Here is a 21813-nt window from a genome sequence, read left to right as displayed (position 1 = left end):
TTGGGTGACCGGAAACCTTGACGTGGCCCCCGCGACAGCGGGACCGTGAAACACCATGAGGGCCGCGCCCATCTGCCCGCGGTGCCGCGGGCCCGTGACACCGCCGAACCTCTGGTCGAGCGCCTGGACCTGCGTCGCGCACGGCGAGGTGAGTCCCCTGCGCCCACCACGGAGGCCCTGCCGGGACGGACTCGGGGCCGTCCGGGCCGAAACACGGGTCCCCATCTGGGTGCCCTGGCCCCCGCCGAAGGGCTGGCTCGTCACGGGCTTCGCCGACGCGGGCGACGAGCGCACCGGGAGCCGGGCCGTCGCCGTCGCACTGTCCGGCCCGTCACCGGTCGGCGGCCCGGCCGACCTGATCCTTGTCGCGGAGGAGCCCGGCATCGGCCTCGGCGCGTCGTACGCGGGGCTGTCCGGCCCGGACCCCGGGCACGACTTCGGGACCTCGACGCCTGACGCGAAGGTCGACATCGACGGTCACCCGCTGCCGCTGTGGGCGGTGTCCACCGCCGAGACGGCGGCGTTCGCGGGGGAGGCGCTCGGTCACTGGCTCTGGGCGATCTTGTGGCCCCCCTCGGCGGGCCCGCTCATGCTCGAGGACCTGCGCCTGCGCGACCTGCGGGAGGCGGACCTCGACGTGCCGTTCGGAGCGGCGTGTCCCCGGCTCGGTGCATGATCGGATCGTGCGCATCGACCTGCACTCCCACAGCTCCGTCTCGGACGGCACCCAGCCGCCCGCCGACGTCGTCCGCCGCGCCCACGCCGCAGGCGTCGACGTCCTCGCCCTGACCGACCACGACACCGTCGCGGGTCACGCCGAGGCCGTCCGCGCGCTGCCGGCGGGCATGACCCTCGTCCGGGGCATGGAGCTCTCCTGCCGCCTCGGCGGCCGCAGCCTCCACCTGCTGGCCTACCTGTTCGACCCCGACGAGCCCGAACTGGCGGCCGAACGCCGCCGCATCCGCGAGGACCGCGCGCACCGGGCGCGCGGCATGGTCGAGCGCCTGCGCCGGCTCGGCGCGCCGGTCACCTGGGAGACGGTCCAGCGGATCACCGGCGACTCCGTGCCCGGCCGGCCCCACATCGCCCGTGCGATGGTCGATGCCGGTGTGATCTCCAGCGTGGACCAGGCGTTCACGCGCGAGTGGATCGGCGAGGGCGGTCGCGCGTACGTCGACCGGTACGCCCTGGACGCCGTCGGGGCCGTCGGGCTGGTCCGCGAGGCGGGCGGCGTACCGGTGCTCGCGCATCCCCGGGCGTCCCGGCGGGGGTATCTCGTCACCGACGAGGAGATCGCGCGCCTGGCCCGCGTCGGCCTGGCGGGCATCGAGGCCGACCACCCGGACCACGCGGCGGCGGACCGTGCCGACGTTCGGGGACTCGCGGCGGACCTGGGCCTGTTCGTGACCGGCGCGAGCGACGACCACGGCGAGCTCACCGGCCACCGGCTCGGCGCGGAGACGACGGCACCGGAGGCGTACGAGACCCTCATGTCCCAGGCCACCGGCGCAGCACCGGACCGAGCCCGGGCCCGCTGACCGCCGGCGGCCGGAGCCGGCGTCCCGAGCCATGATCATTGGCGGTCGCTGAGGCAGATCACCGTCACCCCACGCAGTCAGTCAACCAACACGGCAGGCTTTTGCAACAGGCCCCATATGGCGGCAGTGGATCCAGTGATCAGCCTGCGGATCGGCTGACCATCAGGCCGGCCAGGGCCACGAAGACCGCAGCCGACAGGCCGGTGAAGGCGCCCTGGCCGCGGTGGCCGATGCGACGGCCCGAGCGGGCCACCGCCAGGGCGATGACCGCCTCCAGGCCGGAGGCGACCACGAACCACGTCACGGTGAAGACCGCCAGGCCGGCCGAGCCGGCGAGGTGCTTCGCGCGGAGCATCGCGGGCGTGCCGGTGGCCAGCCAGAACGTCCACGTCAGCGGGTTGGCGAGGTTCCCGACGACGCCCTTCCAGAACGCCCATCCCTCGGCGGTCGGGGCCGTCTCCGCGCGCCACAGCCGTACGGCGTCCCGTAGGGCGCCGACGGCCAGCCAGAGGAAGAACGCCGCGCCGACCAGCCCGACCCAGAACGCGGCCTGGGCGATGGCCGCGATGACCCAGGCGAAGGCCAGCGCCGGCAGCAGAAGGATCACGTCGGCGGTGGCGGAGCCGAGGATGACGCGGAACGCGGCGCCGAAGCCGCGTGTGGCGGCCTCGTTCAGGATGGTGACGAAGATGGGCCCGACGGACAGGGCCGCGCCGACGCCGAGCAGCACACCGAGCCAGATCACCTCGCCCATCGGCGGTTCTCGGCTGATTCGTGCACTGATCGTCCCCTTCGCGACGGATGTCCGATATGGAGCGTAAAGCGGCGCTGTTTCATGCGTGTTTCGTCGGCCTTGATCGATCGACCGCTGGTCCAGCGGCGGCCTCGGCGACCGGATCGGCCCGCGTGCTGCGCGCCGGGCGTGGGAAGTCGGTAAGGTTCCAGTGTGGACGCGCGTATCGACAAAGTGGTGACGTCTGGCAAGGTCACCGTCGACGACACCGAGTACGACGTTGAGAGCAACACCTACATCGTCGGAGACGACGACGCGGTGATCGTGATCGACCCGGCCAACGACGCCGAGGAGATTCTCAAGAAGATCGGCGAGCGTGAGGTGATGGCCGTCATCTGTACCGACGGCCGCGATCACCATCTGAGCGCCGTCCTTGAGATCGCCGAGGCCGATGCGGAGGACCCGGCGCCGATCGGCCTGCACTCGCGGGACCGCCTCCTGTGGCGTCAGTACTTCCGTGCCCTCGCCAGGAAGGACGAGGACTCGGAGTTCATGAAGGACCTCACGCCCGACATCGACATCGAGGACGGCGGCGTCTTCGAGATCGCCGACGCGCAGCTCGAGGTCATGCACACGCCCGGGCACACGCCCGGCAGCATCTGCCTCTACAGCGAGCAGCTCGGCGTGCTGTTCTCCGGCGACACCCTGCACAAGGGGCGCCCGGGCCGGGTCGGTGACGAATACCACGACCTGCAGGACCAGCTGAACTCCATCGGGTCGCTGCTCGGGCCGCTGCCCAAGGAGATGCGGGTGCTGCCCGGCCAGGGCGAGGAGACCACCGTCGGCGACGAGGACTCCCAGTGGGAGAGCTGGTTCGCGCTCGCGCAGGAGCCGAGTTCAGAGGACTGACGCCATGGCGGCCGAGCAGCTCGGGTTCGAGGGGATGCCGAGGCGGCTCTATCCCTGTACGCCCTCCCGCCTGAACACCTGGCTCGACTGCCCGCGCCGCTACCGGATGACCTACCTCGACCGGCCGAAGCCGGAGAGGGGTCCGCCGTGGGCGCACAACAGCGTCGGGGCCAGCGTCCACAACGCCCTCGCCGGCTGGTGGCGGCTGCCGCTCGAGGAGCGGACGCCCGAGGCGGCCGGTCGGCTGCTCGACCGGGGCTGGCTGACCGACGGCTTCCGGGACGACGCCCAGTCCGCCGAGTGGCGGCACCGCGCCCGGGAGATGGTCCTGCGCTACACCGCCGGGCTCGATCCGGCGGACGAGCCGGTCGGCGTCGAGCGCACGGTCTCGATGAAGACGCATGTGATCACCGTCCAGGGACGGGTCGACCGGTTGGACCGGCGCGGCGGCGAGCTCGTGGTCGTCGACTACAAGACCGGCCGCCGGCCGCTCACCGCCGACGACGCCCGCGCGTCCCTGGCGCTCGCGCTGTACGCCGCGGCGGCCCGCCGGATGATGCGGGCTCCGTGCCGCCTCGTCGAACTCCATCACCTGCCGACCGGTGAGGTCGCGGTGTGGGAGCACACCGACGACTCCCTCGACCGTCACCTCCGCCGCGCCGAGCAGATCGCCGAGGAGTGCGGTGAGGCGGACGACTGGTACCGCGCCCACCCCTGGCAGGCCGAAGCCGGGCAGGCGACGCCGGAACGCCGTCACGCGGCGTTCGACGAGCGGTTCCCGCCCCGCCCCGGAGCGCTGTGCGCCTGGTGCGACTTCGCGCGCCACTGCCCGGAGGGCCGCGCCGCCGCCCCCGCCCGCGACCCCTGGTCCGCCCTCCCGGAGTGACCGGTCCGCCTCCCCCGTGGGCAGGCACCTGACGGTTCCCGAAAGGTTGGCCGGCTGCCCGCGGCCCGGCGGGCTACCGGAATGGTCCTTCGGTGGCCGGCCGGATCAGGCGGCGGTGCCGGTGGGCCAGCGGCGGGGGTCGCGTAGGCCCTGCAGGCCCTTGTCGAGGTCGTAGCCCTCGGCGGCGAGCCGCTGCCGGGCGCCTTCGAGCATGTCCTTGGTCGCCTGCTGGAACGACAGGTCGTGGACCTTCTCCGGGAGGGTGTTCATCGCCAGGCGGAAGGACTTCAGCGCCGCCGTCACGACCGGGCTCGGCAGCTCGGGCAGGGTTCCGTACATCCGCCGGGCCCAGCGGGGCAGCGAGTAGTAGCACAGCGCGCCGAACGGCACGTAGGCCGGCTTGCCGGCCGTCAGCCACCGCATCTCCTCGGGCAGCCTGGGCCACAGCAGGAAGCGTACGGTCGAGCGGGCCTCCGGGGTGGCCTTCAGCCGTGGGCGCATCGCCTCGAAGAAGGCCTCCATCTCCGCCAGGCTGCCCGGGACGTCCTCCTCGTGAAGGCCCACGTAGGTGGCGCTGCGTCGCTGCTCGGCGAGGTAGCGATCGGCCTGCCGGTCGGTGAGCCGCAGCCCGGAGCGGCGCGCGACCTCCAGGTAGGAGGAGACCTCCGCGCAGTGCACCCACAGGAGCAGCTCCGGGTCGTCGACGCGGTGAACGCGCCCGGTGTCCGGGTCCTTGATTCGCAGGGCGCGGTGGATGTCCCTGACCCGGCGGCCGAGGCGGTCGGCCTCTTCGGCCGTTCCCCAGGTGACGACGCCCACGAAGTCGGCCGTGCGCTGCAGCCGGCCGATCGGGTCCTCCTGGAAATTGGAGTTCTGCCATACGCCGCGCATCGCGATGGGATGCAGGGCCTGCAGCATGAGGCCGCGCACTCCGCCGATCCACATCGACCGGTCGATGTGGACCTGCCAGGTCACGCTCTGCGGGGGCTGAACGGTCGGTCCCATGAGGTCATCGTAAGTGATCAGTTACATGAGACGCTACTCGTTTCTTGTCTCAAACCCGCACCTGTTCTCGCGGAGGGCTCGGAGGATCAGGCGCGTTCGGCGTCGTTCCAGAACGCGGTCAGCGCGCTCGCCGTGGTCTCCGGTGCCTCGACCGCGGGGGAGTGGGCGGCGCCGGGAATGACGACCTTGCGGGCGCCCAGGCGCTCGGCCATGGCGGCCTGCTCGCGGGGCTCCCATCCGTCGTCGTTCTCGCCGTACAGGACGAGGATCGGCAGGTCGACGTCGTCGGCGACCTTGGTGAGGTCGTCGACCCGGTCGGGCGAGGACAGCACCTCCCGGGCCATGGTCATGAGGCCGGTGGGGGCGTTCATGAACATCCGCCGGCGCAGGAACGCCACGATCTCCCGAGGAACCCCCTTGGTGACCACCTCGGGCTCGATCCGGGTCGACCACAGGTGCTCCAGGCCGACCTTGGGCAGCGCCGCGAGCATCACCCGGCCTTCGACCTCGCGTGATCCGCCGATCGCGGCCGGTCCGGAGCTCATCAGCGTGTACGACGCGAGCATGGTGGGATCGCCGATCACCGCCTCACGGGTCACCAGCCCGCCGAAGGAGTGCCCGACGAGGTGCACGTGGTCGTCGAAGTGCTCGAGGACGGCGCCGATGTCGGCGCCGAGCGCGGCGCAGGTGTAGGCCGACGGATCGTCGGGGCCCGGGGTCTCGTGCTGGCCGCGCATGTCGAGCGCCACGACGCGGCGTCCCGCACCCGCGAGGGTCTGCAGCACCGCGATGAAGTCCTCTTTGCTGCCGGTGAAGCCGGGCACCAGCAGTGCCGGCCCCCGCTCACAGACGCCGGACCCCGGAAGCGCCTCGAGAACGGCGAACGTGCCGCGCGAGGTGTCGATTTCCGTGCGGCGGACGCCGGGAGGCAAAGTAAGGAACCGGGGCGTACTCACTGGCAGGAGCTTACTTCCCCATGCTGCAATCAACACCATCGTAACGGTTTGACTAGTAATTCACGGGGGATCGCGAAGGTACTCTCGTACCATGACGACTGCCGTCTCCGCCCACAAGGGCGGATCCGAGGTCGCCCGGGCCGCAACCTGGGAGGCGTACGAAAGCGCCCTCACCACCGGCGCGGAGTACGTCGAGTTCGACATCCGCCGCACGCGCGACGGGGAGTTCGTCGTCTTCCACGACCCGCGGGTGGCGAACCACCCCGTGGCGAGGCTGACCTACGAGGAGCTGTGCGCGGTGGCCGGCCACCGGGTGCCCCGCGTCCGCGACGTCATGGCACTGATCGCCGGCCGCGCTCAGGGACATCTCGACCTCAAGGAGGTCGGCGACGAGTCGGAGGTCGTCGCACTCGCGCTCGACATCCTCGGCCCGGACGGCTTCGTCGCCACGACGCTGGAGGACTCCTCGATCGCACGGATCAAGCGGGAGTTCCCGCAGGTCACTGCCGCGCTGTCGCTCGGTCGCAGTCTCCGCGAGGTCTCCTGGCTGATGAAGGCGCCGACGCGGATCCAGGAGCTGTACCCCCTACGCCGCATGCGCGAGTGCGGCGCCGACTGGCTCGCGGTGCACCGCAGGCTCGCCCACGCCACCGTGCTGCGCATGTGCGGTCGGCTGAGCATTCCCGCCATGGTGTGGACGGTCAACGACGAGCCGCGGATGCGGCGCTTCCTCAGTGACGAGCGGGTGACCGTGCTCATCACCGACCGGCCGCGTCACGCCCTGCGCCTGCGCCAGGCGGGCGTGCACCCCGCCGGATAGGCCGCGGGATCCGTTTTCACCTTGTCCTCCGGAGGATGCCCCGGCCTTCAGGCCGGGGAGGAATCCGGACTCCGTCAGGAACGGCCCGGCGTAGCCGGGACGGCCTGAGAACGGAGTCCGCCGACATACGGTCATTCGCCTTACATGGGAGCGCGACAGTTGTAAGGTGTCGGTCATGCGGACGGCGTGCAAGTGCCGGGCCTACCCGGACCCCGAACAAGCGGCGGTGTTCAGCCGCACGTTCGGCTGTGTGCGCCTCGTGTGGAACAAGACCCTCACCGAACGCCACACGGCGTACCACCAGCGGGGCCAGAAGACCTCCTACAAGCAGACCGACGCCGCTTTGACCGGATGGAAGAAGACCGAAGACCTGGCGTTCCTCTCGGAGGTGTCCTCGGTTCCGCTGCAGCAGACACTGCGCCACCAGCACGCGGCGTTCGCGAACTTCTTCGCCGGACGCGCCAAATACCCGCGGTTCAAGAACCGCAACTCCCGGCAGACCGCGCACTACACCCGCTCGGCGTTCCGCATGAAGAACGGCGAGCTGCACATGGCCAAGACCACCACGCCGCTGAGGTTCGTGTGGTCTTTCGAGGACGTGGACCCCGCCACGCTCGACCCCACCATGGTCGTCATCTCCCGGGATCCGGACGGCCGCTGGTACGTCACGTTCGCCGTCGACACCGACGCCCCCGACCCCATCGATGAGGCCGGGCACGCCATCGGCGTCGATCTGGGGATCAAGGACTTCGCGGTCACCTCCGACGGGGAACGCATCGCCAACCCCCGGCATCTGGAGCGCAAGGCCCGCAACCTGGCCCGGTATCAGCGGCGGATGGCCCGCTGCGAGCGCGGGAGCGCCAACCGGCGCAAGGCCAAGGCGAAGGTGGCCCGCGCCCACCGCAAGGTCCGCAACGCCCGCGCCGACTTCCTGCACCGCACCAGCACCAACCTGATCCGCAGAGCCGACACCATCGTCATCGAAGACCTCGCGGTCACCAACATGGTCAAGAACCGGAAGCTGGCGCGCGTCATCAGCGATGCGGGATGGGGGGAGTTCCGCAGGCAGCTGGAGTACAAGGCCGAACGCGCCGGGCGCACGCTCGTGGTGATCGATCGCTGGTATCCGTCTTCCAAGACCTGCTCGGCTTGCGGGCACCTGCTCGCGGAGCTGAGTCTTTCCACCCGGCACTGGACGTGTCCGGGCTGCCGCACCCGGCACGACCGGGACATCAACGCGGCCAAGAACATCCTTGCGGCTGGTCGAGCCGTAGCCAGGGAGAGATCCTCTGGTGATGCCTGTGGAGCTGGTGTCAGACGGCAAGGGTCCTCCCTTCCGCAGTCGGCGCTGAAACAGGAAACCCGCGCCGTGAGGCGCCCGGCCTAAAGGCCGGATCGGCCGCAAGGCCGATGGGAATCCCCCTTTCTTCAGAAGGGGGAGGAAGTCAAGGCCATGGTCCTTGATCTCCGTTAGTCTGCGTGACCGGTGGGTCATGGGGTGATACGGGGGGTCGGAAAACCATGTCGGTCGACGACCGGATCGGCCCTCTCCGCGCCGCCGATCCGACGGAGCTGGGTCCCTACCGCCTGCTCGGGGTGATCGGCCGAGGCGGAATGGGCACGGTGTACCTCGCCGAGTCGGCTTCCGGCGAGCGCATGGCCGTCAAGGTGATCAACCTCGACTTCGCGGACGACCCCGCCTTCCGCGTCCGGTTCCGCCGCGAGGTGGCGGCCGCCCGCCGCGTCCGCAGGTTCTGCACCGCCCCCGTACTCGACGCACGGGTCGACGGTGAGCCGCTCTACATCGTCACCGAGTACGTGGCCGGGCCGAACCTCGACGAGTTCGTCCGGGATTCCGGACCGATGAGCGGATCGAGCCTCGAGCATCTCGCGGTCGGGGTGGCGACGGCCCTCGGCGCGATCCACGGCGCGGGGATCGTGCACCGCGACCTGAAACCCGCGAACGTGCTGCTGTCCCCGATGGGACCCCGGGTGATCGACTTTGGCATCGCCCGGGCCCTCGACAGCGTGACCGAGGCGACCCGCCCCGGTCAGCTCATCGGCACTCCCGCGTACATGGCCCCCGAGGTCATCCAGGGCGAGCGGGCGACGACGGCGTCCGATGTCTTCGCCTGGGGCGCCGTCGTCGCCTTCGCCGGAACGGGCAGTGCGCCGTTCCCCGGAGCCACCGTGCCCGCCGTGCTCTACCGGATCACTCACGGGTCGCCCCTGCTCGACGGCCTGGACGACGCGGTACGGCCGCTGGTGGAACGGGCGCTCGACAAGGATCCGGCGAGGCGCCCGTCCGCGCAGGAACTGCTGGCCGGGCTCGTGGGCCATGCGCGGAGCGGCAGGGCTGAGCCGGAGACCGACGTGGGCACCCAGGAACGGTCCGTACCCGCCGGTCCCATGACGGAGAGCGGCCTCGCCGGCACACTCGTCGCGGACACGGCGAGCCCCGAGCCGGTCGATCAGCGGAAGGCGAAGCGGCGCCCGTCGAGGGTCCGGCGCCTCGTCTGGATCGGTGTGGTCGCCGCCACGGCCGCCGCCACTGTCGGGTCGATCGTCGCCCTGCGGTCCCCCTCCAGGGACGTGACCACCACCATCTATACCAGCGAGTTCAATGCGGAAGCGCGGACCTGGGACGTCGACAAGAACACTTCCTACGTCGGCGGGCGCTACCGCATGAGGGCCGAGGGCCGCGTCGGCAACGATTCGAAGCCGGCGCCGTTCCCGTCCGCGGATCTGCCCGCCCGGATGAAGGTGGACGCCGACGTGGCCGTGGTCTCCGGGCCCGGCGACGGCATGATGGGCCTGTGGTGCCGGGGACCGGACTACCGGATCCTCGACGGCTACGTGTTCCTCGTGAGGAACGACGGCCAGGGGGCGTTCATCCGCAAGGTGACCGCTGGAGGTTCCCGTACGCTCGCCCAGGTTCCCCGGGCCACGGGATACGACATCGACGCCGACGCCGACGCCGCAGCCGGTCCACCCCGCGCGAATCACTTCGCGATCCGGTGCGAGCCCGACGGGGCGAAGGTCCGTCTCCGGCTGTGGCTGAACGGCCGTCTCACCGTCGAGGCGGTGGACGCGCAGGACACGTTGCAGGGCGGGCAGACGGGCCTGGTCGTGGTAGTAGGGACGCAACCGCGCGCGGGCCGGATGGTCGTGGACTTCGACGACTACCGGATCTCGCGCGTCACGACCGTGGGCTGAGAACGCCGCGGCTCCGGTCGGCCCGTCCCAGGGCACGAATAAGGGGCGTGACCTCGACCACGCCCCTCCTCAGCCGCTCGTCAGGCGGATTCGCGTGCACCGCCGGCCCGCGCCCGGCGCTTCCTGTTGGCCGCCGGGCGTACCGGCTCGACGAACTCCTGGATCTCCTCCGTGCCGTCGAACGGCGGCGGCAGGAACTGCACCATCGGGATGCCGGCCGGGCTCACCACCACAGGGGCCTGCTCGGACTGCTCCGCGGGTGCCAGGTTCGGGCTGAACGGCATCGCCGGTGCGGCCGGAGCCTCATCGGCCTGCGCGGCCTCGACGACCTCGGAACTCTCACGTGCCGCGGGCGGCGCGACGGACGCCTCCCGAGTGCGCCGGGGAGCGCGGCGTGCGGGCGCGACGGTCTCCGTCACCTCCGCGGCGGTCTCGGCCGACGGCGTCGCTGCCTTGACCGGAGGTGCCGTCACCTCGACCGGTACCTCCACCGGAGGCGCCGCTGCCTTGACCGGAGGCGTCGCAGCCTCCACCGAAGGTGTCGCCACCTCGACCGGAGGCACCGCCGGTTCGGCCGGATGCGTCGCCGCCTCCGCCGGCCTGCTGGTGTGCCGCCGTGCGGCCTGACCGGCGGTGACGGCGTCGGCCTCATGCCCCACCGGACGGCCGTTGCGCGTGCGCTGGCGCGAGCGACTGGGCTGCCGGGCCGCGCGGCGCGGCTCCTCACGGTGCGGTTCCTCATGGCGCGGCTCTTCGCGCCGCTGGTGCGACCGGGAACGGCCGGTCTCGCCGATGTCCTCGACCTCCTCGGCCTCCAGCCCCGCACGGTCCCGCTGGGCCTTCGGCAGGATGCCGGTGATGTCGGACGGGATGTCGAGCGTCTCGTACAGGTGCTCGGAGGTGGAGTAGGTCTCCGCCGGCTCTGCGAAGTCCAGGCCGAGCGTGGTGTTGATCAGCTTCCAGCGCTGCAGGTTCGCCCAGTCGATGAGCGTCACCGCGATGCCCTCTTTGCCCGCACGGCCGGTACGGCCGATCCGGTGCACGTAGGTGTCGGCGGCGTCCGGGCACTCGTAGTTGACGACGTGGGTGACGTCGTCGACGTCGAGGCCGCGCGCAGCCACGTCGGTGGCCACGAGCACGTCGATCTTGCCGGCGCGGAAGGCGCGCAGGGCGCGCTCGCGCTGACCCTGGCCGAGGTCGCCGTGCACGGCGGCTGCCGCGAAGCCCCGCTTGGCGAGGTCCTCGGCGACCCGGTCACAGGCGCGCTTGGTCTGGCAGAACACCATCGTCAGGCCGCGGCCGCGCGCCTGCAGGACCCGGGCGAGCAGCTCGGGCTTGTCCATCTGGTGCGCCTGGAAGACGTGCTGCACCACCTGCGGGGTGGTCTCGGACTCCTCGTGCGACTCGGCCCGTACGTTGGTCGGCCGGGTGAGGTACTTGCGCGACAGCGCGACGATCTCGCCCGGCATGGTGGCCGAGAACAGCATCGTCTGGCGCCGCGCGGGCACCTTGGCGACGAGGCGCTCGATGTCGGGCAGGAAGCCGAGATCGAGCATGCGGTCGGCCTCGTCCAGGACGAGCACCGAGACCTGGGACAGGTCGAGGTACTTCTGCTTGACCAGGTCGAGCAGCCGCCCGGGCGTGCCGACGACCACCTCGACGCCGTTCTTCAGGGCGTCGATCTGTGGCTCGTACGCGCGGCCGCCGTAGACCGACAGCACTCGGCTGCCGAGCTTGCCGCCGGCGACGGTCAGGTCGTCGGTGACCTGGACGGCCAGCTCACGCGTCGGCACGATGACCAGGGCCTGCGGTTTCTTCCCGCCGTGCTCGATGCGCTGCAACAGCGGGATGCCGAAGGCCAGGGTCTTGCCGGTGCCCGTGCGGGCCTGGCCGATGATGTCGTGCCCGCCGAGGCCGATCGGAACGGCGAGCGATTGGATCGGGAACGGTTCGATGATGCCCTCGGTTTCGAGGGCATCTGCTATTTCGGGGACAACCCCGAGCTCACGAAAGGTCGTCAGGGCCTTCAGCCTCCAGTGTGCGGGGTCCGCTCAACGCCGCGTACGCACCGTGACGGTGGCGCGGCGAGCCGTCTCGCGGTTGCGACTCATGCGCCGTCTCCGGCAGGGCTCTGAGGCACCCGCCGGTCGTCGCGTTCAGTCGCGCCTTCGCGCGGGAGGGACCAGCCGTCAAATTCTTCCTAAGGGGTGACCGGGTATGGGGTCGCGCTCTGCAGCGACCGGTCACAGTTCGCCACGCAGTGTAGCTGGCGGGGACGGAATACAAAAGCCCCGCTGTCCTTGTCAACGCCTCCGCGTACGATTTCATTTCATGTCTCCGGCCGGATCTCCCTCTCAGGCACAGCCGCGTGCCCTTTACGGCCTGCTGGCGTGCGTGCGGTTGTCCGCGTTCGAGCAGCGGGCGGCGGACGCGGGCCGGGCGGCGTCGTACGAGGACAAGGTCGTCCTGGCCGGCCTGGCGACCGGAGCGTTCACACGGTTCGAACTGTTGCGCGACCGGCTGATCGGGGCGGGGGCGGATCCGTACGAGGCCATGCGCCCCTTCCAGGAGCCGATCACCGCCTTCCACGAGCGCGCGCGCCCCGCCGACGCGATGGAGGCGCTGACCAAGGTGTACGTCGCCGACCCCATCCTGGCAGACCTCTACCGCGAGGCCGTGGACAAGGCCGACCCGGGGACGCGGACGGTGGTCCGTGAGTCGCTGGCCGATTCCGGCCACGCGGAGATCCTCACCGAGCGGCTGCGCGCCGCGGCGGAGAACGATCCCCGGCTCGCGTCGCGGCTGGGGCTGTGGGCCCGGCGCCTCGTCGGGGAGGCGCTCAGTCAGGCCCATGCCCTCGCCGAGGGGCGCCCGGAGGCGGGAGCGCTGTTCGGCGATGCGGACGTCGCGACGATGTTCGGCCGGATCGTCGACCGGCACCAGACCCGGATGCGGGCGATCAACCTGCGCGACTGACCTCTGAGCTCTGAGTTCGGCACCGGAATATGCGTGGCGTTCCTTCCGGTGACGGTGTGTATCCAGTACCTTCCCCCTCTTGACGGAGGAGGACGAACTTGGGCGATTGGGCGCTTCCCGGCTATACGGAAGTGCGTGAGCTGGGTAAGGGCGGCTTCGGCCGCGTGGTGCTCGCGCGGCACGACGAGTCCGGGACGCATGTCGCGGTGAAGTACCTGACCACGGACATCCTCGCCGATCAGCGGTTCCGCACCGGCTTCCGGGCCGAGGCGCAGATACTGCGGCATCTGGACAGCCCGTACATCGCGCGCCTGTACGACTATGTCGAGTCCGCGCACGGTGCGGCGATCGTGATGGAGGCGGTCGACGGGATTTCGCTGCGGACGCTCCTGGAACGGCAGGCCCCGTTCGAGCCGCAGGCGGCGCTGGCGGTGCTGAAAGGGTCCCTGCTCGGCTTGGGCGCGGCCCATGAGCGAGGCGTCGTGCACCGCGACTACAAGCCCCCGAACGTCCTGGTGCGCGCCGACGGCCACAGCAAACTGATCGACTTCGGCATCGCCCTGCGCTCCGGGCAGACCGGCGAGATCCTCGGTACGCCGCCGTACATGGCGCCGGAGCAGTGGCAGGGCGCGCCCGTGGCCCCGGCCACCGACGTCTACGCCGCGACGTGCGTCTTCTTCGAGTGCGTCACCGGCCACACGCCGTTCCCCGGCGACAGCGCGCAGGCGTACCGCGCCCAGCACACGAACACCCAGGTGCCGCTGCACGAGGTCCCGGACGCGGTGCGCGGGCTCGTCGCCCGGGGGATGGCCAAGCATCCCGCGGAGCGGCCGACGGGCGCGGCCGTGTTCGTGACCGAACTGGAGCGCGCGGCCACGGCCGCGTACGGATCGGACTGGGAGTCCCACGGGTGGCGGCGCCTCGCCGAGGCGGCCGCCGGGCTGGCGGCCCTGTTCCCCTTCGCGGCGCTGCTCGCGGGCGGCTCGGGGGCGCCGGCGGGCGGTGGCGCGGTCGGTGGCGCGGCGGGCGGAGGCGGAGCGGGCGGCGCCGGCGGTGCGGGGCCCGCGGCCGGGGGAGGCGCCCCCGGGGCCGGGAGCAGCGCGGGCGCGGGTCACGCGGCGGGCGGCGCGGGTCACGCCGGAGGCATCGCCCAGGGAGCGGGCAAGTCCCTGCTGTCGGGCGTCGGGGCGAAGGCGACCGTGGCGATCGCCGGAGCCGTCGTCGTCGGATCGGCCGGGACCGCCATCGTCGTCACCTCCGGAGGAGGCCATCCGGCGGCCCGGCCGACGCGTCCGGCGGCCGTCGTCCAGCCCCTCCGCGTGAACGTGGCGGCCTCCACGGCGACGCTCCGCCGGGGCCGTACGATGATCACGCGATACGTCCAGGTGAGCGGCCTGAAGAACGCCGTGGTGCAGGCGAAGGTCAACAAGGCGCTGCGGGTGCCGGTCGACCGCACGCTGGCCCAGCTGAAGACCGCGTTCGTCATGTCGACGGGCCAGGCGGACAGCCAGCCGACCGGCACCCTCGAGTCGGCCGCCTCGGTGGGGCTGGGCGGGCCGAAGCTGCTGTCGGTCACCTACACGTTCGCCGACAGCAGCGACTCCAACCGGCAGATCCCCGCGAGTTCCCAGGAGAGTCTCGTGCTCGACCTGGCGACGGGCCGGGCGCTGGGAGCCACGGACCTGCTGCTCCCCGCCGCGCGGACCTCCGCCGGAGCGCGCGGACTGGCGCGGATCATCAAACCGGATGCGAACGGCGGCGTGTGCCTTCCCGGCCGCCCCCTCACCGGGCACGACCTGGGGCGCACGCTGGAGATCGCGCCGACGACGACCGGCTTCACGTTCACGATCCGCGACTGGATCGACCTGAACTGCCCGCACGCCGACGTCGGCCGGGGGTACGACGTGCCGTACGCGCGGCTGGGCGCGTACGTCCGCCCGGAGATCGTGGCGGCGGCCAAGGCGTCCAAAACCGGCACCGCGGCGAAGACGCCCACGCCGACGCGCTCCTGACACACGGCGAGGCCCCCGCGGAACGCGGGGGCCTCGCTGGAGGGGGTTCGGCCGGATCGGCCCGTGTGGACCGGTACGGGCCCGCTCGGTCAGAGCGCGCCGCGGCGCGAACCCCATCGACCGCGTCCGCTGACCAGTACGACGCCGGCAACGGCCACCAGGACCGCGATGATGAAGGCGATGATGCTTCCCGCACCGAGGACGTTGGCGATGACGCCGCCGATCACCGCTCCGACGATCCCGATCAGGATCGTGAGGGCGATGCCCATCGGATTCCGGCCAGGAACGACCAGGCGCGCGAGAGCCCCGATGATCGCGCCGATAATGACGAACCACAGTATTGTCATCAGCATTTCTCAGACCACCTCCTGCCGGATGGAGTCCGGCGTTTCGGATTCGCGCGGTCTGTATGCCCTCGTTCGAGGGACTCATTCCAATCTCTTTGAAAAGCCGGAACGAGTCTCCTCGAGCGATCAGTAGGAGCCGAAGCCGACGCTCCTCGTCTCTGACTCGTCGATCTCCACGTAGGCGAGCTTGGCCGCCGGCACGACGATCCTGGCGCCGTTCTTGCCGTGGAGCGTGAAGACACCGCCCTCTTCGGCCACCGCGTCGTTCACCGCGTGCTCCACCTCGTCGGCGGACAGCGAGGTCTCCGCGACGAGTTCCTTCGCCACCGACTGAACACCGATTCGTACCTGCACGTCGTTCCCTCCGTCGCGGGGCGATGCCACGACCGCCCGTGGTGTACCTCCGGGCCGGTCTCATCCGGCTCACCGGCACTATCGCACGGTCCGGGGCGAAACGACCCGGCGCCTGGGACTCCAGGAGCCCACGCCCCGCGACAAGGCGACGTCACGCCGCGGAACCGGCAGGACGAGGCATCGCGGCCCCGCGGTGACTCAGAGCCCGCGCGGAATGGACTGCCGGGCTCGCGCCGCTCCCTGATCCGACGCCTGTTCCGCGCTCAGGTGGTGCGCGGGAAACCGCCGATGCCGCGCCACTGGAGCCGCGCGATGAGGTGCTCGGCCTGCTCCTTGGGGATCGTGCCGCGCTGCGACAGCCAGTAGCGCGCACTGACCTCCGCCATGCCGACCAGCCCCATCCCGAGAAGATGAGCCTCGTCGCTGGAGACGCCGGTGTCCTCCTGGATGACCTGAGCGATCAGCTCGGCGCACAGCTGGTTGGTGCGGTCCACCCGGGCGCGCACGGCCGCGACGTTGCGCAGGTCGGACTCGAAGACCAGGCGGTAGGCCTCGCCCTCCCCGGCCACGAAGTCGTAGAAGGCCTCGGTGGTCCGCTGGACCCGCAGCTTGTTGTCCGGCGTGGAGGCCAGCGCGTCGCGCAGGCGCTGGACGAGCCCTTCGGCGTGCTCGTCCAGCAGTGCGAGGTACAGCTCGAGCTTGCCCGGGAAGTGCTGGTACAGCACCGGCTTGCTGACGCCTGCCCGTTCGGCGATCTCGTCCATCGCGGCGGCGTGATAGCCCTGCGCCACGAAGACCGCCTGGGCGGCACCCAGCAACTGCCGGCGGCGAGCCAGCCGGGGGAGCCTCGTGCCCCGGGGGCGGGCGTCCGGGGTTGCGGTCACCTGAGTTCTCCGATCACCTGTCCGGGCGACGCCGTGGCGCCGCGCGCTGAGGGTTCCTATCCTACGACCGGGTAACGTCGGACCGGCGGAAGTCGCCGCCGTCGCCTCCACCGTTCCGCCGTACGGCCGTCGGCGCCGTCACCGGTAGTCGTCCTCGTCGAGGGCGACCTCGAACCTCTGCTCCGCGGCGTCGGCCTCGTTGACCTCGACCGGAAGCCCTGTCGGCCAGTGGCGTTCGCTCTCCCGGACCGCCACGTGCTGCTCGGCGGCGTCGGCCTCCGGAGCCTCGAAGCTCCGTTCGATCTCGTCATCGGACATGGCGTTTCCCCCAGGGAGTCTTCAGAGCTGCTCGGCCAGTTCGCGCAGGACCGGTTCGATGGCCTCGCCGTACGTCGGGAAGGCGTGGACCACATCGGTCAGAATGCTCAGCGGTGTCTCGGCCCGGATGGCCAATGTGATCTCGCTCATCCACTCCTCGGCGTAGAGCCCCACCGCGGCGGCGCCCACGAGAACGCCCCGCGCCCGGTCGGCGTACAGCTCCACCCGGCCGCGGTCGTCGTCCTCCACGGCGGCGCGGGCGGTCCCGGACAGGTCGTACCCGGCCGCGACCAGTTCCAGCCCGCTCGCGGCCAGCGGGGAGACGCCCACCGCGTACACCGAGGGCGTCGTGTAGACGGCGCGGGGGATCGCCCGGTAGTCGGCCTCGCGGCGCTTGCCGAGGACGTTCGAGACGACGACTCCGGACTGGTAGTTGGCGGCATGGGTGTAGGGCGCGATCCCGGTCACGTCGCCGGCCGCCCATACGGTCGTGCCGTCGGTGCCCGTCTCCTCGGTGAGGACGGCCCGGCAGGTGGTGTCGACGGCGATCCCCTTCTCCGGGTCGAACCGTACGCCGGTCGTCTCCAGGCCGAGGTCCGCGACGCGCGGGCGCCGGCCCGCCGCGATGAGGATGCGGTCGGCGTCGATGTGGTTGCCGTCGGACAGGCGCAGCCGCAGCCCGGTCTCGGTGCGCTCCGCGCTCGTCGCCGCGACGCCGAGACGCAGGTCGGTGCCCATCCGGCGGAGCGCGTCGGCGAGCACGTCGCCGACGAACGGCGCCTCGGCCGCCAGCAGCCGCTCGGCCGGCTCGACCAGTGTGACCTGGGAGCCGAACGCCGCGTAGATCTGGCTGAGCTCGCAGCCGACCGCGCCGCCCCCGAGCACCACCAGCCGGCGTGGCAGGTCCGGTCGCGTGAGGGCCTCGTCACTGGTCCAGGTGGGCACGTCGTCGATGCCCTCGACCGGGGGTCGTACCGGCTCGCTGCCGGTCGCCACCACGAGGTCCGTGTAGCCGTATTCGGTGCCGTCCACCTCGACCGCGCCGGGACGCACGACCCTGCCGTGGCCGCGCACGATGGTCACCCCGGCCTCGGCCATCTGGGCGGCGGTGGCCGCGTCGTCGAGATGACGGGTCACCTCGTCGCGCCGCGCGACGGCGTGCTCCCATGTCTCGTTGCGCCGGGCCGAGTGCAGCAGCGTCTTCGAGGGCATGCACGCGAAGTAGGGGCATTCCCCGCCGACCAGGCGGCTCTCCACCAACGCGACCGACCGGCCCGCCCGCGCCAGTTCGGCGGCGATGTTCTTGCCGGAGCCTCCGCCCAGCACAACGACGTCGTAGCGCCTGTCCTGCGCGTCGTCCGTCACCTGATCATCCTTCCCATTCCACGCGGCATGCGCGTGTCACCTCCACCGGCGACCACGGCTTTCCGGTGCCGTGACCACCGCCCCACGATTGTGGACCCTCCGACCAATGGTGACGCACCGGGCACCTTCGTGTACGCACCCTGACGGTTCACGGCAGCTTTTGACGGATAGTCGACAGCGGTTCAAGCAGGTCGCCGTGCCGGTCGACGCGCTTGCGCACCTCGTCGGGCCCGAACCGCAGCTCCGCGTCGGAGTCGACCTCGTCCCACGTCACCGGCGTGGAGACGGAGGGCTCCTCGGCGGCTCGCAAAGAGTACGGCGCGACCGTGGTCTTGTGCCGGTTGTTCTGGCTCCAGTCGACGAAGACCTTGCCGGATCGCAGTTTCTTGTCCATCCGGCTGACGACGAGGCGCGGGTGCTCCTCCTCGAGCCTGCGGGCCGCCTCCTTGGCGTACGCCGAGGTGCGCTCGTCGGAGGTCTCCTTGATCGGGACGTACAGGTGCAGTCCCTTCTTGCCGCTCGTCTTCGGGAACGATCGCAGCCCGTCCGCCTCGAGCAGGTCGCGCAGCAGGCAGGCGACCTCGCGAGCCTCCTCGACCGTGGCGGGCGGGCCGGGGTCGAGGTCGAAGACCAGCAGGTCCGGGTCGTGCGCACCGCCCCGTGGGCCGACCCGCCACTGCGGCACGTGCAGCTCGAGCGCGGCCAGGTTCGCGCACCAGACCAGGGCGGGAAGATCGTCGATGACCACGAAGTTCACCGCGTCGCGGCTCCCGCCGGGCGTCGGCAGGCGGACCGTGCGCACCCAGTCCGGGGTGTGCGCGGGCGCGTTCTTCTCGAAGAACGTCTGACCTTCGACGCCGTCGGGGTAGCGCAGGCGCGTCGCCGGACGGTCCTTCAGATGCGGCAGCATGGCCGGTGCGATCCGCGCGTAGTAGTCGATGACCGCGCCCTTCGTGAATCCGTTCCGGGGATAGAGAACCTTGTCGAGGTTGGACAGCGTCACCCGCACGCCGTCGACCTGGACGCTCGTCTTGGTGCCGCTCACCAGCTCTCCTCGGGGGACTCACCGGCCTGCTCGCCGAGCCGCCGCGTGCCGAACCGTTCAGGGGCGATCTCCCCGGCATCACGGCTTTCAACCCATGCCCGCGCGTGCGGTCAGGGCGCTCGGCCTTCGCCCGGGCGTGCGGTCAGGGCTCCGCGTGCACCTCTCCGGGGTCCCGGTCGGGACGCAGCCCGCGCCAGGACGCGTGGAGCAGAATCCCGTCCAGGGTCCAACGGGCGAACTCCACCTCGCCGACGAGCCAGGGCTCCACCCAGCGCGCCGTGCGGGCGTACTCGCGGGGCACCTCCGCGGCGAACGGGCTGGTGGGCCGCTCCAACGGAGTAATGATCTTGTGCAGGTCGTCGAGCGCCGCGTCCGTGAACCCGGTGCCGACGTGCCCGACGAAGCGAAGACCGCCGTGCTCGTAGACGCCGAGCAGCAGGGATCCGACGCCGCCCTCCCGGCGGCCCTGGCCCTCCTTCCAGCCGCCGATGACGACGTCCTGGGTGCGGAAGTTCTTGATCTTCCGCCAGTAGTCCCCCCGCCGGCCCGGGCGGTACGGGGAGTCGAGCCGTTTGGCGATCAGGCCTTCCAGACCCTGTTCCTTCGTGTAGTCGAGGAGCTCCTCGACCTGGTCGGCGTCCGAGCCGGGCAGGTACGGCGGGGCCTCGATGGGACCGGCCGCGAGCTCGAGTCCGTCCAGCAGGGCCCGCCGGTCGCGGTAGGCCACGTCGTACAGCAGATGCCCGTCCAGGTAGGGCAGATCGAAGGCGATGAAGTGCACCGGGACACGGCGGATCAGCCGGGCGTCCGGATGGTCCACGTGCATGCGATGTTGCAGGCGCTGGAAGCTGGGCAGGCCCCGCTCGTCGAAGGCCACGACCTCACCGTCGACGACGGCCCTCTGGCCGGGCAGGAGATCGGCGAGGGCCTGCAGCTCGGGGTAGCGGTGGGTCGCGTCCAGGCCGCGGCGGCCGACCGCCCGCACCTGTCCGCCGGAGACGTGGACCATCGCGCGGACGCCGTCCCACTTGAGCTCCAGGCCCCAGCGGTCGGCGTCGTCCGGTAGCTCGCCCGGGGTCGCGAGCATCGGCTGGACATTGGAGGGCATGGGGTCACCCATACGATCTTTCTGCCCATCCGGCCCAGCCCTGACGCCACGCCGCGCGGGGGTTTCACCCATCGGACACCGTCTCGCGCCCGTCCGCGGGCCGGGCGTTAACGGCCCGCTCACCTCCGGGACGGTTCGATGCGGCGCCGACCTGCACATACATTCGGTTTAGTCGCATTTCGCGCGAGCCGTGGCAGGTAGGTCGGCAGGCCGGAGGGTAGGGACACCTCATGCGCAGCATCTGGAAGGGCGCGATCTCGTTCGGGCTGGTCACGATCCCGGTGAAGCTCTATTCCGCGACCGAGCAGCGTGACGTGGCGTTCCACCAGGTCCACCGTACGGACGGGGGCCGGATCCGGTTCAAGCGCGTCTGCACGAAGGACGGCGAGGAGGTGCCGTACTCCGACATCGCCAAGGGGTACGAACTGCCGAGCGGGGAGACCGTCGTCCTCACCGACGAGGATTTCGCCGAGCTGCCGTTGTCGACCAGTCGCCGGATCGACGTCCTGCAGTTCACGCCGCTGGAGCAGGTCGACCCGATCTTCTTCAACAAGACCTACTACCTGGAGCCGGACGCGCAGGGGGTCAAGCCGTACGTCCTGCTGCGCGACGCCCTCGAGGACTCCGGGAAGGTGGCGGTGGTCAAGGTCGCCCTCCGGCAGCGCGAGTCGCTCGCGACGCTGCGGGTGCGGGACGGCGTGTTCGTCCTCGAGACGATGCTGTGGCCGGACGAGGTGCGCGAGACCGACTTCCCGTTCCTCGAGGAGGACGTCGACGTCCGCTCGCAGGAGCTGCAGATGGCCTCTTCGCTGATCGACACGATGACGAGCGACTTCGACCCGGCCGAGTACAAGGACGCCTACCGCGAGGCCCTGCAGGCGGTCATCGAGGCGAAGATCGAGGGCCGGGAGGTCGTCGTGCCCGAGACCGAGGAGGCGGCTCCTGCGGCGGCCGACCTGCTCAGCGCGCTGCGGGCCAGTGTGGAGGCGGCGAAGAAGGGCCGGGAGGGCAAGGGCGACGGCGAGCCGCGCAAGGCCGCCGGGGCCGCGAAGGCCGGCTCCCGGGCCGGCAAGGACGGCGCGGGCACGGCCGAGAGCGGGCGCGGGGCGGCCAAGGGCGGAACGGCCAAGAAGGCCGCCGGCACCAAGGCCAAGCCCAAGGCGAAGAGCGGGACCCGGAAGACGGCCTGACCGGCGCGGTAGAAGTGATCGGTCCTGGTGGGAATGAACGCTCCGCCGGGGGTGTTGGTAGCCCATGTAAGCTCTGAGATTCCTGTTCAGGCGCGTTCTCGCGCCGACGGCCGGCTAGGAGTCCGCAATCCCCCATTTTGCGGAACCTCTC

The 21813-nt window shown here is 71.2% G+C and carries 22 protein-coding genes; 11 read left to right on the top strand and 11 right to left on the bottom strand.

Annotated elements, in window-relative coordinates; all coding sequences use genetic code 11:
- Nucleotides 1–55: 55 nt before the first annotated feature.
- The gene (locus NE236_RS31540) at nt 56–676 is read left to right on the top strand and encodes a DUF6758 family protein (protein WP_252845849.1); all 621 of its coding nucleotides are present in this window, start codon (nt 56–58) and stop codon (nt 674–676) included.
- 4 nt (nt 677–680) lie between these two features.
- The gene (locus tag NE236_RS31535) at nt 681–1538 is read left to right on the top strand and encodes a PHP domain-containing protein (protein WP_252845920.1); all 858 of its coding nucleotides are present in this window, start codon (nt 681–683) and stop codon (nt 1536–1538) included.
- A 139-nt stretch (nt 1539–1677) separates the two neighbouring features.
- On the opposite strand, the gene NE236_RS31530 is transcribed toward NE236_RS31535, so the two are convergent.
- The gene (locus NE236_RS31530; RefSeq protein WP_252845848.1) at nt 1678–2292 is read right to left on the bottom strand and encodes a LysE family translocator; all 615 of its coding nucleotides are present in this window, start codon (nt 2290–2292) and stop codon (nt 1678–1680) included.
- A gap of 216 nt (nt 2293–2508) precedes the next feature.
- Between NE236_RS31530 and NE236_RS31525 the strand changes: the two genes are divergently transcribed.
- Both NE236_RS31525 and NE236_RS31520 read left to right on the top strand, forming a co-directional pair.
- Nucleotides 2509–3180 (top strand): MBL fold metallo-hydrolase, encoded by a 672-nt coding sequence (locus NE236_RS31525; RefSeq protein ID WP_252845847.1) that lies wholly within the window; start codon nt 2509–2511, stop codon nt 3178–3180.
- Between the two features lie 4 nt (nt 3181–3184).
- A complete protein-coding gene (locus tag NE236_RS31520) occupies nt 3185–4066 on the top strand; it encodes a RecB family exonuclease (RefSeq protein ID WP_252845846.1) in 882 nt (293 codons plus the stop codon).
- A 105-nt stretch (nt 4067–4171) separates the two neighbouring features.
- Here NE236_RS31520 and NE236_RS31515 read toward each other — a convergent pair whose 3' ends face one another.
- Nucleotides 4172–5071, bottom strand: a complete 900-nt coding sequence (locus NE236_RS31515; protein WP_252845845.1) for an oxygenase MpaB family protein — start codon at nt 5069–5071, stop codon at nt 4172–4174.
- Between the two features lie 86 nt (nt 5072–5157).
- Entirely contained in the window at nt 5158–6027 is an 870-nt protein-coding gene (locus NE236_RS31510; protein WP_252845844.1) for an alpha/beta fold hydrolase, read from the bottom strand.
- Nucleotides 6028–6118: 91 nt separating this feature from the next.
- Here NE236_RS31510 and NE236_RS31505 point away from each other — a divergent pair, with 91 nt between their 5' ends.
- The 3 genes from NE236_RS31505 to NE236_RS31495 all read left to right on the top strand — a co-directional run bounded on the left by NE236_RS31505 (nt 6119) and on the right by NE236_RS31495 (nt 10063).
- The gene (locus tag NE236_RS31505; RefSeq protein ID WP_252845843.1) at nt 6119–6847 is read left to right on the top strand and encodes a glycerophosphodiester phosphodiesterase; all 729 of its coding nucleotides are present in this window, start codon (nt 6119–6121) and stop codon (nt 6845–6847) included.
- Nucleotides 6848–7022: 175 nt separating this feature from the next.
- A complete protein-coding gene (locus NE236_RS31500) occupies nt 7023–8234 on the top strand; it encodes an RNA-guided endonuclease InsQ/TnpB family protein (protein ID WP_252845842.1) in 1212 nt (403 codons plus the stop codon).
- 134 nt (nt 8235–8368) lie between these two features.
- Complete coding sequence (locus tag NE236_RS31495; RefSeq protein WP_252845841.1) at nt 8369–10063, top strand: serine/threonine-protein kinase; 1695 nt, start codon at nt 8369–8371, stop codon at nt 10061–10063.
- Between the two features lie 80 nt (nt 10064–10143).
- Here NE236_RS31495 and NE236_RS31490 read toward each other — a convergent pair whose 3' ends face one another.
- Nucleotides 10144–11958: a DEAD/DEAH box helicase gene (locus tag NE236_RS31490; RefSeq protein ID WP_372494463.1), complete on the bottom strand. Its 1815-nt coding sequence runs from the start codon at nt 11956–11958 to the stop codon at nt 10144–10146.
- Here NE236_RS31490 and NE236_RS44760 point away from each other — a divergent pair.
- The 3 genes from NE236_RS44760 to NE236_RS31475 all read left to right on the top strand — a co-directional run bounded on the left by NE236_RS44760 (nt 11887) and on the right by NE236_RS31475 (nt 15051).
- Nucleotides 11887–12198 carry a hypothetical protein gene (locus NE236_RS44760; RefSeq protein WP_252845840.1) on the top strand — a complete coding sequence of 104 codons (312 nt, stop codon included), beginning with the start codon at nt 11887–11889 and terminating at the stop codon, nt 12196–12198. The two genes, NE236_RS31490 and NE236_RS44760, sit on opposite strands and share 72 nt — an antisense overlap.
- Before the next feature lie 196 nt (nt 12199–12394).
- Nucleotides 12395–13039, top strand: a complete 645-nt coding sequence (locus tag NE236_RS31480; protein ID WP_252845839.1) for a ferritin-like fold-containing protein — start codon at nt 12395–12397, stop codon at nt 13037–13039.
- Between the two features lie 98 nt (nt 13040–13137).
- Entirely contained in the window at nt 13138–15051 is a 1914-nt protein-coding gene (locus NE236_RS31475; RefSeq protein WP_252845838.1) for a serine/threonine-protein kinase, read from the top strand.
- Between the two features lie 89 nt (nt 15052–15140).
- Here the strand turns inward: NE236_RS31475 and NE236_RS31470 are convergent, their stop codons facing one another.
- The 7 genes from NE236_RS31470 to ligD (NE236_RS31440) all read right to left on the bottom strand — a co-directional run bounded on the left by NE236_RS31470 (nt 15141) and on the right by ligD (NE236_RS31440) (nt 20472).
- Nucleotides 15141–15404, bottom strand: a complete 264-nt coding sequence (locus tag NE236_RS31470) for a GlsB/YeaQ/YmgE family stress response membrane protein (RefSeq protein ID WP_252845837.1) — start codon at nt 15402–15404, stop codon at nt 15141–15143.
- A 120-nt stretch (nt 15405–15524) separates the two neighbouring features.
- Nucleotides 15525–15752: a DUF3107 domain-containing protein gene (locus NE236_RS31465; RefSeq protein WP_252845836.1), complete on the bottom strand. Its 228-nt coding sequence runs from the start codon at nt 15750–15752 to the stop codon at nt 15525–15527.
- A 263-nt stretch (nt 15753–16015) separates the two neighbouring features.
- Nucleotides 16016–16636 (bottom strand): TetR/AcrR family transcriptional regulator, encoded by a 621-nt coding sequence (locus tag NE236_RS31460; RefSeq protein WP_252845835.1) that lies wholly within the window; start codon nt 16634–16636, stop codon nt 16016–16018.
- 138 nt (nt 16637–16774) lie between these two features.
- A complete protein-coding gene (locus NE236_RS31455; protein WP_252845834.1) occupies nt 16775–16954 on the bottom strand; it encodes an Rv3202a family protein in 180 nt (59 codons plus the stop codon).
- A gap of 21 nt (nt 16955–16975) precedes the next feature.
- Nucleotides 16976–18319 (bottom strand): dihydrolipoyl dehydrogenase family protein, encoded by a 1344-nt coding sequence (locus NE236_RS31450; RefSeq protein WP_252845833.1) that lies wholly within the window; start codon nt 18317–18319, stop codon nt 16976–16978.
- 148 nt (nt 18320–18467) lie between these two features.
- On the bottom strand, nt 18468–19364 hold the full coding sequence (gene ligD / locus NE236_RS31445; RefSeq protein WP_252845832.1) for a non-homologous end-joining DNA ligase: 897 nt from the start codon (nt 19362–19364) through the stop codon (nt 18468–18470).
- A 142-nt stretch (nt 19365–19506) separates the two neighbouring features.
- Nucleotides 19507–20472 carry a non-homologous end-joining DNA ligase gene (gene ligD, locus NE236_RS31440; protein WP_252845831.1) on the bottom strand — a complete coding sequence of 322 codons (966 nt, stop codon included), beginning with the start codon at nt 20470–20472 and terminating at the stop codon, nt 19507–19509.
- A gap of 230 nt (nt 20473–20702) precedes the next feature.
- Between ligD (NE236_RS31440) and ku the strand changes: the two genes are divergently transcribed.
- The gene (ku, locus tag NE236_RS31435; RefSeq protein ID WP_252845830.1) at nt 20703–21662 is read left to right on the top strand and encodes a non-homologous end joining protein Ku; all 960 of its coding nucleotides are present in this window, start codon (nt 20703–20705) and stop codon (nt 21660–21662) included.
- Nucleotides 21663–21813 lie beyond the last annotated feature (151 nt).

Origin of the sequence: Actinoallomurus purpureus, from assembly GCF_024055795.1 — a bacterium.
Classification (GTDB): domain Bacteria; phylum Actinomycetota; class Actinomycetes; order Streptosporangiales; family Streptosporangiaceae; genus Actinoallomurus; species Actinoallomurus purpureus.
This window is presented reverse-complemented; position numbering and strand designations above follow the sequence as displayed.

Bases quoted from the DNA above. Each gene is read 5' to 3' on its own strand.
- NE236_RS31540 (WP_252845849.1), top strand. From the start codon at position 56: ATGAGGGCCGCGCCCATCTGCCCGCGGTGCCGCGGGCCCGTGACACCG.
- NE236_RS31530 (WP_252845848.1), bottom strand. From the start codon at position 2,292: ATGGGCGAGGTGATCTGGCTCGGTGTGCTGCTCGGCGTCGGCGCGGCC.
- NE236_RS31520 (WP_252845846.1), top strand. From the start codon at position 3,185: ATGGCGGCCGAGCAGCTCGGGTTCGAGGGGATGCCGAGGCGGCTCTAT.
- NE236_RS31515 (WP_252845845.1), bottom strand. From the start codon at position 5,071: ATGGGACCGACCGTTCAGCCCCCGCAGAGCGTGACCTGGCAGGTCCAC.
- NE236_RS31505 (WP_252845843.1), top strand. From the start codon at position 6,119: ATGACGACTGCCGTCTCCGCCCACAAGGGCGGATCCGAGGTCGCCCGG.
- NE236_RS31500 (WP_252845842.1), top strand. From the start codon at position 7,023: ATGCGGACGGCGTGCAAGTGCCGGGCCTACCCGGACCCCGAACAAGCG.
- NE236_RS31495 (WP_252845841.1), top strand. From the start codon at position 8,369: ATGTCGGTCGACGACCGGATCGGCCCTCTCCGCGCCGCCGATCCGACG.
- NE236_RS31480 (WP_252845839.1), top strand. From the start codon at position 12,395: ATGTCTCCGGCCGGATCTCCCTCTCAGGCACAGCCGCGTGCCCTTTAC.
- NE236_RS31470 (WP_252845837.1), bottom strand. From the start codon at position 15,404: ATGCTGATGACAATACTGTGGTTCGTCATTATCGGCGCGATCATCGGG.
- NE236_RS31455 (WP_252845834.1), bottom strand. From the start codon at position 16,954: ATGTCCGATGACGAGATCGAACGGAGCTTCGAGGCTCCGGAGGCCGAC.
- ligD (WP_252845831.1), bottom strand. From the start codon at position 20,472: ATGCCCTCCAATGTCCAGCCGATGCTCGCGACCCCGGGCGAGCTACCG.
- ku (WP_252845830.1), top strand. From the start codon at position 20,703: ATGCGCAGCATCTGGAAGGGCGCGATCTCGTTCGGGCTGGTCACGATC.